Source organism: Streptomyces sp. URMC 129, from assembly GCF_051386415.1.
GTDB lineage: Bacteria > Actinomycetota > Actinomycetes > Streptomycetales > Streptomycetaceae > Streptomyces.
On the sequence record NZ_JBPQTQ010000133.1, the window covers coordinates 1 to 17,402 of the forward strand.

The 17,402-nt window shown below is 73.0% G+C and carries 12 protein-coding genes; 8 read left to right on the forward strand and 4 right to left on the reverse strand.

Translation table 11 applies throughout. The annotated features are described in order from the left end of the window. The 4 genes from ACSNOC_RS23130 to ACSNOC_RS23145 form a co-directional block, all read left to right on the forward strand. The coding region (locus tag ACSNOC_RS23130; protein WP_436749479.1) for an LpqB family beta-propeller domain-containing protein at positions 1-1,857 on the forward strand (1,857 nt) is incomplete at its 5' end. Between the two features lie 61 nt (positions 1,858-1,918). Then, a complete protein-coding gene (locus ACSNOC_RS23135) occupies positions 1,919-2,608 on the forward strand; it encodes a ComF family protein (RefSeq protein WP_436749480.1) in 690 nt (229 codons plus the stop codon). Positions 2,609-2,918: 310 nt separating this feature from the next. Next, positions 2,919-3,608: a ribosome hibernation-promoting factor, HPF/YfiA family gene (gene hpf / locus ACSNOC_RS23140; RefSeq protein ID WP_436749481.1), complete on the forward strand. Its 690-nt coding sequence runs from the start codon at positions 2,919-2,921 to the stop codon at positions 3,606-3,608. Positions 3,609-3,734: 126 nt separating this feature from the next. After that, positions 3,735-4,487: a response regulator gene (locus tag ACSNOC_RS23145; protein ID WP_436749482.1), complete on the forward strand. Its 753-nt coding sequence runs from the start codon at positions 3,735-3,737 to the stop codon at positions 4,485-4,487. Between the two features lie 18 nt (positions 4,488-4,505). Here the strand turns inward: ACSNOC_RS23145 and ACSNOC_RS23150 are convergent, their stop codons facing one another. Beyond that, a complete protein-coding gene (locus ACSNOC_RS23150) occupies positions 4,506-5,702 on the reverse strand; it encodes a winged helix-turn-helix domain-containing protein (protein WP_436749483.1) in 1,197 nt (398 codons plus the stop codon). A 134-nt stretch (positions 5,703-5,836) separates the two neighbouring features. On the opposite strand from ACSNOC_RS23150, the gene secA reads away from it, so the two are divergent. After that, positions 5,837-8,665: a preprotein translocase subunit SecA gene (gene secA / locus ACSNOC_RS23155; protein ID WP_436749484.1), complete on the forward strand. Its 2,829-nt coding sequence runs from the start codon at positions 5,837-5,839 to the stop codon at positions 8,663-8,665. Positions 8,666-8,725: 60 nt separating this feature from the next. On the opposite strand, the gene ACSNOC_RS23160 is transcribed toward secA, so the two are convergent. Beyond that, positions 8,726-9,160, reverse strand: coding sequence for an Rv3235 family protein (locus ACSNOC_RS23160; protein WP_436749485.1), 435 nt, complete (start codon positions 9,158-9,160; stop codon positions 8,726-8,728). A gap of 205 nt (positions 9,161-9,365) precedes the next feature. Between ACSNOC_RS23160 and ACSNOC_RS23165 the strand changes: the two genes are divergently transcribed. The 3 genes from ACSNOC_RS23165 to ACSNOC_RS23175 all read left to right on the forward strand — a co-directional run bounded on the left by ACSNOC_RS23165 (position 9,366) and on the right by ACSNOC_RS23175 (position 15,908). Beyond that, entirely contained in the window at positions 9,366-9,869 is a 504-nt protein-coding gene (locus ACSNOC_RS23165; protein WP_436749486.1) for a DUF6912 family protein, read from the forward strand. A gap of 95 nt (positions 9,870-9,964) precedes the next feature. Next, a complete protein-coding gene (locus ACSNOC_RS23170; protein WP_436749487.1) occupies positions 9,965-10,666 on the forward strand; it encodes an HAD family hydrolase in 702 nt (233 codons plus the stop codon). Between the two features lie 301 nt (positions 10,667-10,967). Continuing rightward, positions 10,968-15,908, forward strand: a complete 4,941-nt coding sequence (locus tag ACSNOC_RS23175; protein WP_436749488.1) for an NAD-glutamate dehydrogenase — start codon at positions 10,968-10,970, stop codon at positions 15,906-15,908. Positions 15,909-15,937: 29 nt separating this feature from the next. Here ACSNOC_RS23175 and galE read toward each other — a convergent pair whose 3' ends face one another. Further along, the gene (galE, locus tag ACSNOC_RS23180; protein ID WP_436749489.1) at positions 15,938-16,912 is read right to left on the reverse strand and encodes a UDP-glucose 4-epimerase GalE; all 975 of its coding nucleotides are present in this window, start codon (positions 16,910-16,912) and stop codon (positions 15,938-15,940) included. Positions 16,913-16,914: 2 nt separating this feature from the next. Then, a partial coding sequence (locus ACSNOC_RS23185; RefSeq protein ID WP_436749490.1) for a CDP-glycerol glycerophosphotransferase family protein occupies positions 16,915-17,402 on the reverse strand: 488 nt, incomplete at its 5' end.

A 17,402-nucleotide genomic window follows, 5' to 3' on the forward strand; every position in this document is an offset into this window, starting at 1 on the left:
TCGGCCGCCGTCTCAATTCCTGATCGGCGGGGGCGCGGGCCCGGCCGGGGACGTGGGCGTGGGCAGGGCCGCCGGTGGGGGCTGTTCCTGCTGGCGGGCGCGCTGCTGCTGAGCGGCTGCGCCTCGATGCCGGGCAGCGGCCCGGTGCAGCGGGTCGACTCCGAGGAACGGCCCGACAGCGAGTCGCTGGTGCGGGTCTACGGGGTCGCGCCGCAGGACGGCGCGCTGCCGCAGCAGATCGTGCGGGGCTTCCTGGAGGCCGTCACCAGCGACGACGAGGAGTTCGAGACGGCCCGGCAGTACCTGACGCCGGAGCGGGCCGACTCGTGGGACCCGTTCGCCGGCATCACCGTGCTGTCGTCGGGGCTCGGCCTGAGCAGCCCGCGCGGTGAGGACTCGCGCGTGGAGCTGAACGGCGCCCGGCTGGCCACGGTGGACGACGCGCACGTGTACACGCCGCAGGCGGGCGCGTACCGGGGCACGTTCGACCTGCGGAAGGTCGAGGGCGAGTGGCGGATCGACGCGCTGCCGGACGGCCTGGTGATGAGCGACGCCGACTTCCGCCGGATCTACCGCTCCGTCGACACGTACTACTACGCCGACCTCGGCGCCGAGGCGTCGCGGACGGTGGACGGCGTCGAGGTGCTGGTGCCGGATCCGGTCTATGTGCGGCGCCGGATCGATCCGGTCGGGGACGCGGTCCGGGCGCTGCTCGACGGGCCGAGCGCGTGGCACGACCCGGTGGTGACCACGGCGTTCCCCGAGGACACCGGCCTGGCCGGCGGAGCGGCGATCAACGACTCCGGCACGCTGACCCTGCGGCTGGAGGGGGTGCCGGACGACCTGGCCGGCCACCGCTGCGAGCTGATGGCGACACAGCTGCTGCAGACCGTGCGGGAGGTGGCCTCCCAGACGCTGACGGAGGCGCTGCTCCTGGACGAGGAGGGGGCACAACTGTGCACCATCAGCCGGGCCGAGGCGGACGGGCACACGCCGGGCCTGTCCGAGGGCGAGGTGGCGCGCGCGTACTTCCTGGACGAGGACGGGCGGCTGGTGTCCGTGGTGGACGACGAGAGCCCGCCGCGGCCGGTGCGCGGCCCGCTGGGGGAGCCGGCCGCCGAGCTGCGGAGCGTGGCGGTCAGCCGCGACGAGCAGCGCGGCGCGGGCGTCAGCGCGAGCGGGTCCGCGCTGTACGTCGCGTCGACGTACGAGGACGACGCGGAGCTGCGGACGGTCCTCACCAGCGAGTCCGGGGGCGAGCAGGCGGGGCTGAGCGCGCCGAGCTGGGACGGCCTGGGCGACCTGTGGGTGGCGGACCGCGACCCGGACGGGCCGCGGCTGCTGCGGCTGCCGGGCGGCGTCGGGGAGCCGCAGGAGGTGGCCGTCGCCGGTCTGGGCGAGGGGCAGCGGATCGAGGCGGTCCGGGTGGCCTCGGACGGGGTGCGGATCGCGATGCTGGTCAGCGGCGACGGGCATACGACGCTGCAGCTCGGCCGGGTGGAGCGGACCCGGGCCGACGGCGCGGGCGTGGTGGTCTCGGTGGAGGCGCTGCGGCCGGTGGCGCCGGAGATGGAGGACGTGGCGGCGGCGTCCTGGGCCGGTGGCAGCCGGCTGGTGGTCGTGGGGCGCCCGGAGAACGGTGTCGAGCAGCTGCACTACGTCGCGACGGACGGCTCCCCGCTGAACGCGCCCTCCGTTCCGGGGCTCAACGATGTGACCGCGGTGGCGGCGGCGGAGGACGAGCGGCAGCCGCTGCTGGCGCAGACGGGTGACGACATCGCGCGGCTCCAGGACGACGCCCAGTGGAAGCTCGTGGCCGACGCGAAGGGGGGATTCGCCCCCGTCTATCCCGGCTGATGGCCGAAATTCCCCTGTGTGGAGTTGGCGGTGCGCCGCCCGTTCCGTCACGGTGGGTGCCATGCGGGGATGGTGGCGGGAGATCGGCTCCCTGGTGCTTCCGACCGCCTGCGCCGGCTGCGGCGGGGCGCGGACCGTGCTGTGCGCGGCCTGCCGGACGCTGCTGAGCGCCGGGCCGGCCGTCCGGGTGCGGCCGGTGCCCGAGCCCGAGGGCCTGCCGCCCGTGTACGCGGCGGTGGCGTACGCCGACGAGGCGCGTGCCGTGCTGCTGGCCCACAAGGAGCGCGGCGTGCTGTCGCTGGCCGGGCCGCTGGGCCGGGCGCTGGCCGTCGGCGTGCGGGCCGCGTCCGCCGCCGCGGCGGCGGAGGACCGGCTGCTCAGCCTGGTCCCGGTGCCGTCCTCGCGCCCGGCGGTGGCCGGGCGCGGGCACGATCCGGTGCGCAGGATCGCGCTTGCCGCGGCCGGGTGGCTGCGGCGGGAGGGGCTGGCGGTGCGGGTGCGGCCGGCGCTGCGGCAGCGGCGCCGCGTCGCCGACCAGTCGGGGCTGACGGCCGGGCAGCGGGCGGCGAACCTCGCGGGCGCGCTGGTGGTGCGGCCGGGCGGGCTGGCGGCGGGCGATCCCGTGCTCCTGGTGGACGACGTGCTGACCACCGGGGCCTCGCTGGCGGAGGCGGCGCGGGCGGTGCGTTCCGCCGGCGGGCGGCCGGTCGGCGCTGCCGTCGTGGCGGGTCCTCCTATCGGGTGGACCTGACGCACGGATCTACGGGCCGGTAAGGGTGCCGGACGGCCGGTGCCGGAGGTACGTTCGGTACCAGGCAGCCCATACGCCACGCCGGTACAAGTGGATATCGACCGAGAACCCGGGGCAGGGTTCGGCCTCGAAGGTCCCCGCCGCGAAATCGGTGGGGTGGTGATCTTCCTCCCGGGGGAGAAGGAGGTGAAGTCGTACCCCCGATGTAACGCCGGAAGGGTGCCGCGTACACCGGCACTTCCGGTTCCAGTGCACCAAGGGCGCGCGCCGCCGGTGACGGCGGAGGGGGCGCCCGGGAACGGAGTTCTGCGTGGACATCGTCGTCAAGGGCCGCAAGACCGAGGTGCCGGAGCGATTCCGGCGGCACGTGGCCGAGAAGCTGAAGCTGGACAAGATCCAGAGGATCGACGGCAAGGTGACCAGCCTGGACGTGGAGTTGTCCAAGGAGCACAACCCCCGGCAGGCAGACCGTTCCGACCGGGTCGAGATCACGCTGCGTCACCGCGGTCCGGTGGTGCGGGCGGAGGCCGCCGCGGCGGACCCCTACGCCGCCCTGGACCTCGCGGTGGAGAAGCTGGAGTCCCGGCTGCGCAGGCAGCACGACAAGCGCCGCTGCCGTCGGGGACGTGACCGCATCCCGGCCAGCGAGGTCGCGGCGGTGGTGCGCGAGGCGGCGCCGCTCAACGGCGGCTTCGCGCCGGCCGCGCCGGCCGAGGACGATGCGCCGCCCGTCCGGCGGCTGGGCTCGGTCGTCGTCGAGGGCGACGGGCCGCTGGTGGTCCGGGAGAAGACCCACAAGGCGGCGCCGATGACGCTCGGGCAGGCGCTGTACGAGATGGAGCTGGTCGGGCACGACTTCTACCTGTTCGTCGACTCCGACACCAAGCAGCCCAGCGTCGTCTACCGGCGGCACGCCTACGACTACGGGGTGATCCACCTGGAGACCGATCCGTTCGCCGAGGTGGCGCCCGAGGAGGCGGGAGGCACGCTCGGCGGCTGAGCCGCCCAGACAGGCACCCGGACAGGCACCCCGGGCCGGATCACAGGATCTGGCCAGGGGTGTCGCCATGGAATCATGGGGTTGCCGATTGTGGCAGGCGCGTACCGACCGGCAGGGGGAACGACGATGGTGGACACTTTCGGGCCCACGATGTCCCGGGGCGCGCGCGGCGAGGCCCGCGCCGTTCCGTCCGGCCCGTCACGGGAGCAGCGGGAGCCGATCCGGGTGCTGGTGGTCGACGACCACGAGCTGTTCCGGCGCGGGCTGGAGATCGTGCTCGCCCAGGAGGAGGACATCGAGGTCGTCGGGGAGGCCGGGGACGGCGCCGAGGCCGTGGAGAAGGCCGCCGACCTGCTGCCCGACATCGTGCTGATGGACGTGCGGATGCCGCGCCGCGGCGGGATCGAGGCGTGCACCTCCATCAAGGAGGTGGCCCCCAGCGCGCGGATCATCATGCTGACGATCAGTGACGAGGAGGCCGACCTCTACGACGCCATCAAGGCCGGCGCCACCGGCTATCTGCTGAAGGAGATCTCCACGGACGAGGTCACCGCGGCGATCCGGGCCGTGGCCGACGGGCAGTCGCAGATCAGCCCGTCGATGGCCGCCAAGCTCCTCACCGAGTTCAAGTCGCTGATCCAGCGCACCGACGAGCGCCGCCTGGTCCCGGCCCCGCGGCTGACCGACCGGGAGCTGGAGGTGCTGAAGCTGGTCGCCACCGGCCGGAACAACCGGGACATCGCCAAGGAGCTCTTCATCAGCGAGAACACGGTGAAGAACCACGTGCGCAACATCCTGGAGAAGCTCCAGCTCCACTCCCGGATGGAGGCCGTGGTCTACGCGATGCGCGAGAAGATCCTCGACCTGGAATCCGGCTAGCCCGGCGCTCGGCGGCCCTCAGGAGCGCACGGCGGCCGACAGGGCGGCGTGCAGCTCGGGCGGGGTCGTCCGCTCCACCCGCACGTTCGCGCAGCCCACCCAGCTCGCGGCCTCGGCCAGGGCCTGGGCCATCGCCGGTATCGCCTTCGCCGCCCGCGCCGGCGGGCCCTCGAACGCCGCGTGCCGGGCGACCAGCGTGCTGCCCTCGCGGGCCGGGTCGACGCGGCCCAGCAGCTTCCCGCCGGACAGCAGCGGCATCGAGAAATACCCGTATATCCGCCTGGGCCTGGGCACATACGCCTCCAGCCGGTGCGTGAAGCCGAAGATCCGCTCGGTGCGCGGCCGGTCCCAGATCAGCGAGTCGAACGGCGAGAGCAGCGTCGTGCGGTGCCGCCCGCGCGGCGGGGACGCCAGGGCCGCCGGGTCCGCCCAGGCGCGGTGCCGCCCGGTCCGCCCCTCCGCCGGGCCCCAGCCGGCGACCTCCACCTCCACCAGGCCGGTGTCCCGCACCACCCGCTCCACCTGCGCGCCCGTCAGCCGGTGGTAGTCCGCCAGGTCCGCCTGGGTGGCCACGCCCATCGCGGCACCCGCCCGCGCCACCAGCCGGCGCACGCACTCGTCGTCGTCCACCTCGTCGTGGAACAGCTTCTCCGGCACCGCGCGCTCGGCCAGGTCGTACACCCGCTTCCAGCCGCGCCGCTCGACGCACACCACCTCGCCCCTGGCCAGCGCCCGTTCGACCGCGACCTTGGCCTCGCTCCAGTCCCACCAGGGCCCGCCGTTCTTCGAGCCGCCCAGCTCCGTCGCCGTCAGCGGCCCCTCGGACGTCAGCCGGGCGAGCACCGACGCGTACGCCCCCGGGGACACCTCGTGGTGCCACACGCCGCGCGCCTGGTACGCCCGGCGGCGGAAGGCGAACAGCGGCCACTCCTCGATGGGCAGCACGCACGCGGCGTGCGACCAGTACTCGAAGGCGTGGCCGCCCGACCAGAACGCCGCCTCCACCGCCGGCCTGCCCACCGCGCCCAGCCGCGCGTACGGCAGCAGCTCGTGGGAGCGGGCGAGCACCGAGATCGTGTCGAGCTGGACCGCGCCGAGGCGCCGCAGCACACCGCGCACCCCGGCCGCCCGGTCGGGCGCGCCGAGCAGCCCCTGCGCGCGCAGCGCGAGGCGCCGGGCCTCGTCGGAGGACAGTTCGAGAACAGCGGCAGTCATGCGGGCGATCGTAGAGCCGAGCACTGACACTCGTCCCGGCGCTCGCATACCATGGCCGGTGCGGCGGGGCCATCTCGCTGTGCCCGCGCAATCGATACCCGCGCCAGGCCCGACCGGCAAGGAGACCAGCCCTCGTGTCCGTCTTCGACAAGATCATGCGTGCAGGCGAAGGCAAGATCCTGCGCAGGCTTCAGCGCGTCGCCAAGCAGGTGAACTCCATCGAAGAGGACTTCGTGGACCTGTCCGACGCGGAGCTGCGGGCGCTCACCGACGAGTACCGGGAGCGGCTGGCCGACGGGGAGACCCTGGACGACCTGCTGCCGGAGGCGTTCGCCACGGTCCGCGAGGCGGCCAAGCGCGTGCTGGGCCAGCGCCATTACGACGTGCAGCTCATGGGCGGCGCGGCGCTGCACACGGGTTACGTGGCGGAGATGAAGACCGGTGAGGGCAAGACCCTGGTCGGCACCCTGCCCGCGTATCTCAACGCGCTGGCGGGCAACGGCGTTCACCTCATCACCACCAACGACTACCTGGCGCAGCGCGACTCGGAGTGGATGGGCCGCGTCCACCGTTTCCTGGGGCTCTCGGTCGGCTGCATCTCCTCGGGCATGCCGCCGTCCAAGCGCCGTCAGCAGTACGCGTGCGACATCACCTACGGCACGAACAACGAGTTCGGCTTCGACTACCTGCGCGACAACATGGCCTGGTCCAAAGAGGAACTGGTGCAGCGCGGGCACTACTTCGCGGTCGTGGACGAGGTGGACTCGATCCTCATCGACGAGGCGCGGACGCCGCTGATCATCTCCGGCCCCGCCGACCAGGCCACCAAGTGGTACGCGGACTTCGCCAAGCTCGTGGAGCGCCTGGAGCCGGGCGAGGCGGCCGTGCCGACCCGGGGCGTGCCCGAGACCGGCGACTACGACGTGGACGAGAAGAAGCGGACCGTCGCGATCCACGACGCGGGCGTCACCAAGGTCGAGGACTGGCTCGGTATCGACAACCTGTACGAGTCGGTGAACACCCCGCTCGTCGGCTACCTGAACAACGCGATCAAGGCCAAGGAGCTCTACAAGCGCGACAAGGACTACGTCGTCATGGACGGCGAGGTCGTGATCGTGGACGAGCACACCGGCCGCATCCTGCCCGGCCGCCGCTACAACGAGGGCATGCACCAGGCGATCGAGGCGAAGGAAGGGGTGAAGATCAAGGACGAGAACCAGACGCTCGCCAAGATCACCCTTCAGAATTATTTCCGCCTCTACGACAAGCTCGCCGGCATGACCGGTACGGCGATGACCGAGGCCGCCGAGTTCCACCAGATCTACAAGCTCGGCGTGGTCCCCATCCCGACGCACCGCCCGATGGCCCGCAAGGACCGCTCCGACCTGATCTACCGCACCGAGGTCGCCAAGTTCGCGGCGGTCGTGGACGACATCGTCGAGAAGCACGAGAAGGGCCAGCCGGTCCTGGTCGGCACCACCTCGGTGGAGAAGTCGGAGTATCTGTCGCAGCAGCTCAACAAGCGCGGCGTCCGGCACGAGGTGCTCAACGCGAAGAACCACGAGCGCGAGGCGCAGATCGTCGCCAAGGCGGGCCGCAAGGGCGCCGTCACCGTGGCGACCAACATGGCCGGCCGCGGCACCGACATCAAGCTCGGCGGGAACCCGGACGACATCGCCGAGGAGGAGCTGCGCCGCAAGGGCCTGGACCCGGTGGAGAACCCCGAGGACTGGGCCGCCGCCCTGCCGGACGCGCTGGCCCGCGCCGAGAAGGCGGTCGAGGCGGAGTTCGAGGAGGTCAAGGCGCTGGGCGGGCTGTACGTGCTGGGCACCGAGCGGCACGAGTCGCGCCGCATCGACAACCAGCTCCGCGGCCGTTCCGGACGCCAGGGCGACCCGGGCGAGTCCCGCTTCTACCTCTCGCTCGGCGACGACCTGATGCGGCTGTTCAAGGCGCAGATGGTCGAGCGCGTGATGTCCATGGCCAACGTCCCCGACGACGTGCCGATCGAGAACAAGATGGTCACCCGCGCCATCGCGTCCGCCCAGGGCCAGGTCGAGCAGCAGAACTTCGAGATCCGCAAGAACGTCCTGAAGTACGACGAGGTCCTCAACCGGCAGCGCGAGGTCATCTACAGCGAGCGCGCCCGGGTGCTCGCGGGCGAGGACCTGCACGAGCAGGTGCAGTTCTTCATGGACGACACGATCGAGGCGTACGTGCGGGCCGAGACGGTCGAGGGCTTCGCCGAGGAATGGGACATGGAGCGGCTGTGGGGCGCGTTCAAGCAGCTCTACCCGGTCCGGATCACCGTCGAGGAGCTGGAGGAGGAGGCCGGTGGCCGGGAGGGGCTGACCCCCGAGTTCATCGCCGAGTCCGTCAAGGAGGACATCCACCGCCAGTACGCCCGCCGCGAGGAGGAGCTGGGCTCCGAGGTGATGCGGGAGCTGGAGCGCCGCGTGGTGCTGTCGGTGCTGGACCGCAAGTGGCGTGAGCACCTGTACGAGATGGACTACCTGCAGGACGGCATCGGGCTGCGCGCGATGGCGCAGCGCGACCCGGTGGTGGAGTTCCAGCGCGAGGGCTTCGACATGTTCACCGCGATGATGGAGGGGATCAAGGAGGAGTCCGTCGGCTACCTGTTCAACCTGGAGGTCCAGGTGGAGCGGAAGGTCGAGCAGGTGCCCGTGCAGCCCGCCGCGCCCGGCGAGCCGCAGGAGGCGGTGCCCGCGGGGGCGGCCCGGGGCGCGGCGCCGGCGATCCTGGCCAAGGGCCTGGAGGCGCCCAAGCGCGCGGACCGGCTGCACTTCTCGGCGCCGACCGTGGACGGCGCCGGCGGCCAGGGCGGCGTCGTGGAGGGCGACTTCACCGCCGCCGAGGGCGCCGAGGGCGAGCAGGCACAGGCCGGGATGACCCGCGCGGAGCGCCGGAAGGCCCAGAAGGGCGGCCGTCGCCGCAAGAAGTGAGCGCGTGACGCGGGTGAGGGGCCGGCTCCGGTGGGGCCGGCCCCTCACGCGTGTGCCGGGTCAGGGGACCGTGTCCAGCTCGACGGCGGCGCACTGCCAGCGGCCGTCGGGGCGGCGTTCCAGGCGGAAGGCCACGGCCCGGGTGCGGTCCCCGGTGGCGACGCGGGCGAACGCCTCGATGGCGTCGGCGCTCGGGCGGCAGGTCCCGACGCCGCGCAGCACGGGCGCGGGGCCGCCCGGCGGCGGGCGGAGCGGGGCGTGCGGGGCGATCCGGCCGAGCTGCTCGTAGGCGGTGGCCGCGGTGTGGCCGAGCAGGAGCTGAACGGGGCGCTGGCCGCTGAGCACCAGCAGCAGCCGGTGGGCGAACCAGTCCTGTGGCCGGTGGGCGGGGCCCACCGGCAGGGTCCGGGCCGGGCGGCGCGTGTCGGCCCGGCCCGGCGGTGCGGTCCTGCGTGGCGGTGCGGTCCGGCCGGGGCCGCGGTCGCTGGTCCTCATGGTGTGGGGCCACCCCCGGCAAGAAGGATGCTACTGACTGGTAACTAGCGCGGAGTGTAGCGGGACGATCACGTTGCGGCAAGCGGCGTCCCCGGCGGGCGGGGCGGCGTTCGGTGCCCTGGTACAGTGAGCGCGCTCACGGCCCGGCGGCGTTTTCCGGGCACCGCCCGCCGCGGGGCGACGTTCGTCGAGAAAGCGGCCGTTCATGCGCGTCTACCTTCCGCTCACCCTGTCCTGGCTCGCCGAGCTGCACCGGACCGGGCAGGCCGGACCGGCGCCGCTGACCGCCTACGCCGTCACCCCCGCACTGCGCGAGTGGTATCTCTCGGGCAGCCAGGAGGAGTTGGAGTACGCCGCGCTCAGCCGGGCGGCCCTGGCCTCGCTGCGGCTGCTCGCCGCCGATCCCGCGGCGCCCAGGCGCCGGGTCGTGGTGGCGGCCGACGTGCCGGACCGGAGCGCGGTCGCGGACCCGGACCGGGCGCTGGAGCCCGACGCGCTGGGCGAGGTGCGGCTGACCGAGGCGGTGCCGCTGGCGAAGATGGCGGCCGTCCACGTGGACGGCGCCGACGCCGAGGCGGACGTGGCGGCGGCGGCCGGGGCCGTCGGCGCGGCGGACGCGGGGGACGACGACGCGCAGTTCACGGTCGACGGCGCGGCCGATCACGAGCTTCTCTGGTACGGCGTGCAGGAGATCGACCGCCTGGTCTGACACCGTGCGGCCCCCGGGGGCCCGGCGCCCGGCGCCCGGCGTCGCGCGGATAAATCGCTGCCGGAGTGTCAGTGCCTGCCCGTACCGTCTGTGCCATGGCTTCTCCGATCCCCACCGCCGGCCCGGCGCACATCGTCTGGGACTGGAACGGCACGCTGCTCCACGACATCGACGTGGTGATCGAGGCGACCAACGCGTCGTTCGCCGAGGTGGGGATACCGCCGATCACGCTGGAGCGGTACCGGGAGCTGTACTGCGTGCCGATCCCCCTCTTCTACCAGCGGCTGCTCGGCCGGCTGCCCACGGACGAGGAGTGGGCCGTCATGGACAGCACGTTCCACCGGCACTACTTCGCGCGGGCCGACGCGGCCGGCCTCGCCGAGGGGGCGGCGGCCCTGCTGGCCGAGTGGGTGGCGGCCGGGCGCACGCAGTCGCTCTGCTCCCTCGCGGCGCACGACCGGCTGCTGCCGTGGGTGTCCCGGCTCGGGATCGACAAGCACTTCCTCCGCGTCGACGGGAACACCGGGGTCGGCGTCGTGACGGGCAAGGCCGAGCAGATGGCCCGCCACGTCACGGCGCTGTCCGGGCTGGTCGAGGGCATGGACCCGGAGCGCGTGGTGATCATCGGCGACGCGACCGACGACGCCAGGGCGGCGGCCCACGCGGGCGCGCACGCCGTGCTCTACACGGGCGGGTCGCACAGCCGGCGCAGCCTGCTGAGCGCCGGGGTCCCCGTGGTGGACAGCCTCGCGGAGGCCGTGGTGGTGGCCCAGGAGCTGGTGCGACGCGGCAGGTGAGGGGGCGCGCCGGGGCGGGTCGTCCGGGCGGGCTCCGGGCGCGCCGGGGGGCGGCGCCCGATTTCGCCCGGTGGCGGGGTCCCGGCGGGAGGCGGGACGATAGCCTTGCTTCCGTGATCAGTGCGATATCGGCTGGAGTCCCGGCCGGAGGCAGCGCCGCCTCCCCTCGGCACCCGGTGTTGACCCGGGCCAGATCCGCCACTGGTCCGATCTGCCGGGAGCACCCCATCCATGAGATCGAGCGCTGCCCGGTGACCGTTTCTCGACGTCACGCAACGGCGCGCGACAGGAGCCAGAGGACATGCACACCAAGCTGGACGAAGCCAAGGCTGAACTTCTCAAACAGGCCGCCCGGGTAGCGGAGCACGGCGGGGCCGGGGGGCAGCAGCTCCCGCACGGCATGGACGCCGCCGCCCTCCGGGCGTACCTCCAGCGCTACTACCTCTACATCGCCCCCGAGGATCTCACCGAGCGCGATCCGGTCGACCTCTACGGGGCCGCCTCCGCGCACCTGAGGCTGGCCGCCCACCGGCCGCAGGGCACCGCCAACGTGCGCGTCCACACGCCGACGGTCGAGGAGATGGGCTGGACCTGCACCCACACCGTGGTCGAGGTCATCACCGACGACATGCCCTTCCTGGTCGACTCGGTGACCAACGAGCTGTCCCGCCAGGGGCGTGGCATCCACCTCGTCATCCACCCGCAGATCGTCGTCCGGCGCGACGTCGCCGGGCGGCTGCTGGAGGTGCTCGACGCCTCCGACACCGACGAGGACCTGCCGGACGACGCGGTCGTGGAGTCCTTCATCCACGTCGAGATCGACCGCGAGACCGACCGCGAGGACCTGAAGGGCATCGAGAAGAATCTGCGCCGGGTCCTGACCGACGTGCGCGAGTCCGTCGAGGACTGGCAGAAGATGCGCGGCACCGCGCTGCGGATCGCGGAGGGCCTGGCCACCGAGCCGCTGGCGGAGGTGATCCGGCCGGAGGACGTCGAGGAGGCCGGGGAGCTGCTGCGCTGGCTCGCCGCCGACCACTTCACCTTCCTGGGGTACCGGGAGTACCGGCTGACCCGCGAGGACAACGGCGGCGAGCGCGACGTGCTGCGCGCCGTGCCCGGCACCGGCCTCGGCATCCTGCGCGCCGACCCCCCGCAGGCCCCGGACGCCGCGCACCCGGCCGCCTCCGCCGCGTTCATCCGGCTCTCGCCGTCGGCCCGGGCCAAGGCCCGTGAGCCGCGGCTGCTGATCCTCACCAAGGCCAACAGCCGGTCCACCGTCCACCGCAGGTCCTATCTGGACTACATCGGCGTCAAGCAGTTCGACGCGGACGGCAAGGTCATCGGGGAGCGCCGCTTCCTCGGCCTGTTCTCCGCCGCCGCCTACACCGAGTCCGTCCGCCGCATCCCGGTCATCCGGCAGAAGGTGGCCGAGGTGCTGGCGGGCGCCAAGTTCGCGCCGAACAGCCACAGCGGCCGGGACCTGCTCCAGATCATGGAGACCTATCCGCGCGACGAGCTGTTCCAGACCGGCGTGGAGACCCTCAGCAGCATCGCCACCTCGGTGCTGTACCTGCAGGAGCGGCGGCGGCTGCGGCTGTTCCTGCGGCAGGAGGAGTACGGCCGGTACTACTCGGCGCTCGTCTACCTGCCGCGCGACCGGTACACGACGTCCGTGCGGCTGCGGTTGATCGACATCCTCGCGGAGGAACTGGACGGCACCAGCGTCGACTTCACCGTGTGGAACACCGAATCGGTGCTCTCCCGGCTGCACTTCGTCATCCGCGTGGAGCCCGGCACCGAGCTGCCGGAGCTGACCGAGGCCGACGTGGAGCGGATCGAGGCCAGGCTCGCGGAGGCGTCCCGCTCCTGGACCGACGGCTTCGCCGAGGCGCTGCTCGCCGAGTGCGGCGAGGAGCAGGCCGCCGAGCTGGGCCACCGCTTCCTCAACGCCTTCCCCGAGGGCTACAAGGCGGACTTCGCGCCGCGCGTCGCCGTCGCGGACACGCAGTACGTGGCGGGCCTGCGGCCACACGACGGCGAGGACTTCGCGCTCAGCCTGTACGAGCCGGTCAACGCGGCGCCCGGCGAGCGGCGGTTCAAGATCTACCGGACGGGCGAGCCGGTCTCGCTCTCCTCCGTGCTGCCCGTGCTCCAGGCCCTGGGCGTGGAGGTCGTGGACGAGCGGCCGTACGAGCTGCGGCCGGCCACCGGACCGACCGCCTGGATCTACGACTTCGGGCTGCGCATTCCCGAGTCCCTGGCCGGGGGCCTGTTCGGGGAGGCCCGCACCCGGTTCCAGGAGGCGTTCGCCGCGGCCTGGACGGGCGCGGCGGAGAACGACGGGTTCAACGCGCTGGTGCTCTCCGCGGGGCTCACCTGGCGCGAGGCCATGGTGCTGCGCGCCTACGCCAAGTATCTGTGGCAGGCGGGCGCCCGCTTCACCCAGGAGACGATGGAGGCGACCCTCAGGAAGAACGCGCACACCGCCCGGCTGCTGGTCAACCTCTTCGAGGCCCGGCTCGCCCCGATGCGCCAGAGCGCCGGCCGCGAGATCGTCGACGGCCTGCTGGAGGAGCTGGACGGCGCCCTGGAGCACGTGGCGAATCTGGACGAGGACCGGATCCTGCGCTCGTTCCTGACGGTGGTGAAGGCGACCCTGCGGACGAACTTCTTCCAGGCCAGGGACGGGGACGGCGAGCCGCACGGCTATCTGTCGCTGAAGCTGGAGCCCAAGGCCATTCCGGAGCTGCCGGAGCCGCGCCCGGCGTACGAGATCTGGGTGTACTCCCCGCGGGTCGAGGGCGTCCACCTGCGGTTCGGCAAGGTGGCCCGCGGCGGCCTGCGCTGGTCCGACCGGCGCGAGGACTTCCGCACCGAGATCCTGGGCCTGGTGAAGGCCCAGGAGGTGAAGAACACGGTGATCGTGCCGGTCGGCGCCAAGGGCGGCTTCGTCGGCAAGAGGCTGCCCGACCCGGCCGCCGACCGCGACGCCTGGCTGGCCGAGGGCATCGCCTGCTACAAGACGTTCATCTCCGGCCTGCTGGACATCACGGACAACCTGGTGGACGGCCGTGTCGTGCCGCCCAAGGGCGTGGTGCGGCACGACGGCGACGACACGTATCTGGTGGTCGCCGCCGACAAGGGCACCGCCACGTTCTCCGACATCGCCAACGAGGTGGCCACCGCCTACGGCTTCTGGCTCGGTGACGCCTTCGCCTCCGGCGGCTCCGCCGGGTACGACCACAAGGGCATGGGCATCACGGCGCGCGGCGCCTGGGAGTCCGTCAAGCGGCACTTCCGGGAGCTGGGCCACGACACCCAGACGCAGGACTTCACGGTGGCCGGGATCGGCGACATGTCCGGCGACGTCTTCGGCAACGGGATGCTGCTGTCGGAGCACATCAGGCTGGTCGCCGCCTTCGACCACCGGCACATCTTCATCGACCCGGACCCCGACCCGGCGGTCTCGTTCGCGGAGCGGCGCCGCCTGTTCGCGCTGCCCCGGTCCTCCTGGGCGGACTACGACAAGGCCCTGATCTCCAAGGGCGGCGGCGTCTATCCGCGCACGGCCAAGTCCATCGTCATCACCCCGCAGGCGCGGGCCGCGCTCGGCCTCGACGGCAGGGGCTCGTCGCTGACCCCGGCCGAGCTGATGAAGGCGATCCTCAAGGCACCGGTCGACCTGCTGTGGAACGGCGGCATCGGCACCTATGTGAAGTCGTCCGCCGAATCGCACGCCGACGTCGGGGACAAGGCCAACGACGCGATCCGCGTCGACGGCCGGGACCTGCGCGCCAAGGTCGTCGGCGAGGGCGGCAACCTCGGCCTGACCCAGCGCGGGCGCGTGGAGTACGCGCTGGCGGGCGGCCGGTGCAACACCGACGCCATCGACAACAGCGCGGGCGTGGACACCTCCGACCACGAGGTGAACATCAAGATCCTGCTCAACTCGGTCGTCGCCAACGGCGACATGACCGTCAAGCAGCGCAACGCCCTGCTGGCGCGGATGACCGACGAGGTCGGCGCGCTGGTCCTGCGGAACAACTACGCGCAGAACGTGGTCCTGGCCAACGGCGCGACCACCGCGCCCGGCCTCGTCCAGGCCCACCAGCGCCTCATCCGCAAGCTCAGCGAGGACGGCAGGCTGGACCGGGAGCTGGAATTCCTGCCCAACGACGAGGAGTTCCACGAGCGCCGGGCCGCCGGGCGGGGCCTGACGCAGCCGGAGTCGGCGGTCCTGCTCGCCTACGTCAAGCTGACCGTCACCGCCGAGCTGCTGGGCACCGAGCTGCCCGACGACCCCTACGTCAGCCGCCTGCTCTACGCGTACTTCCCGGCGGAGCTGCGCGAGCGGTTCCCCGAGCGGATCGAGAGCCACGCGCTGCGCCGCGAGATCATCACCACCCTGCTGGTCAACGACACGGTCAACACCGGCGGTTGCTCTTTCGTGCACCGCATGCAGGAGGAGTCGGGGGCCTCGACCGAGGAGATCGTCCGGGCGCACACCGCGTCCCGCGCCATCTTCAACCTGGCCGAGATCTGGGACATCGCGGAGCGGCTGGACAACCAGGTGGAGGCCAAGGTCCTCACCCGGGTCCGGCTCCACGCGCGGCGGCTGGTCGAGCGCGGCGCCCGCTGGTTGCTCAACAACCGGCCGCAGCCGCTGAAGCTGGCCGACACCATCGACCTGTTCTCCGACCGGGTCGGCCAGGTGTGGGGTGAGCTGCCGAAGCTGCTGCGCGGTCTGGACCAGGAGTGGTACGGCAGGATGCTGGACGAGCTGACCGGCAACGGCGTGCCCGCCGAGGTGGCCGCGCAGGTCGCCGGCTTCTCCGCCGTCTTCCCCGCGCTGGACATCGTGGCCGTCGCGGACCGCACCGGGCACGACGTGCTGGACGTGGCCGAGGTGTACTACCACCTGAGCGACCAGCTCGGCATCGCCCGCCTCAAGGACCGCATCAGCGAGCTGCCGCGCGCCGACCGCTGGCAGTCCATGGCGCGCACGGCGATCCGGGAGGACCTGTACGCGGCGCACCAGTTGATCACCGCCGACGTGCTGGCGGCGGGCGGCGCCGAGGCCACGCCGGAGGAGCGGTACGCGGCCTGGGCGCAGCGGAGCAGCGCGATCCTGGGCCGGGCGCGGGCGACGCTGGAGGAGATCCAGTCCTCCGACGCCTTCGACCTGGCGAACCTGTCGGTGGCGATGCGGACGATGCGGACACTGCTGCGCAGCAACCGCTGACGCGGCGGGGCGGGCGTCCCGCCCGTGGGCTAGGCCGTGGCGCGGCAGAGCCAGCCCGCCCAGGCCGAGGTCACCATGGCGGCCAGGTCGCGGCGGGCGGTCCAGCCGAGGTGCTTGGCCGCCAGCTCGGGGCTGAGCACCACCCGGGCCGGGTCGCCCGGCCGGCGCGGGGCGATCACCGGGGCCAGGTCCTCGTGGCCGGTGATCTGCGCGATGAGCGTCACCATCTCGCGCACCGAAACGCCCTCGCCGCGGCTGATGTTGAGCGTCAGGTGCTCCGGCTCGGGCTGCTCGGCCAGGGCGCGGGCCGCCGCGACGTGGGCCTCGGCCAGGTCCTCGACGTGGACGTAGTCGCGCACGCACGTCCCGTCGGGCGTCGGGTAGTCGGCGCCGAAGATCCGCGGCGGCGACCCGGCCGACAGGTACTCGAACGTCATGGGCATCAGGCCCTCGCCGCCGGGGTCGGCCAGCTCGGGCGCGGCGGCGCCGGCCACGTTGCCGTGCCGCAGGCAGGCGGTCGACATCCGGTACGCGCGGCCCGCGTCGCGCACCAGCCACTCCCCGACGAGCTTCGTCTCGCCGTACGGGGTGGCCGGGGCGCAGCGGCTGTCCTCGGTGACCGGATCCGTCTCCGGCGTGCCGTAGACGGCGGCGGAGGAGGAGAAGACGAACCGGCCCACGCGGTTGCCACGGGCCGCCTCCAGCAGGATCTGCAGGCCGTGCAGGTTCTCCCGGTAGTAGCGCAGGGGCTGCGCCATGGATTCGCCGGCCTGCTTCTTGGCCGCGAGGTGGATCACGGCGGTCACGCGGTGGTCGGTGATGGTCCGGTCGAGCAGCCCCCGGTCGAGGGTGGTGCCCTGCACGAACGGCACGCCGTCGGGGACGCGCGAGGCGTCGCCGGTGGAGAGGTCGTCGTACGCGACGACCTGTTCGCCCGCCAGGGCCAGGGCGCGCACCACGTGAGAGCCGATGTATCCGGCGCCGCCGGTGATCAGGAAGGACATGGTCAACCTCTGGTGTAGATGGGGTGTCCGGAACGGGGGCGGGGGGCGGTGGCCCGTACCAGGACCGCTCCCGGCGCGGGACGGCGGGCCTCGGGCGGGACGACGGGCGGCACGCCGGCGCCGTCGAGGAAGAAGCGGCGGACGACGCGTTCGGCGGCGAGCCCGTCGTCGTAGGGGCAGAACCGCCGCCGGAACTCGGCGCGCAGCGCGGCGTAGCGCGGATCGGTCCACAGCCCGGGGCCGGCCAGGGCGGCCAGCAGCTCTTCCTCGGTCCTGGTGACCGGGCCGGGCGCGACGGCCGGCAGGTCGAAGTAGGCGCCGTGCACGGCCCGGTACGCCTCCCAGTCCGCGGCGTGGACGACGATCGGCCGGTCGAGGTTGGCGTAGTCGAACAGCACGGGCGCGTAGTCGGTGATCAGCGCGTCCGCCGCCAGGCACAGCTCCTCCAGGCGGGGGTGGCCGCTGACGTCGAGGATCCCGGGGGCGGGGT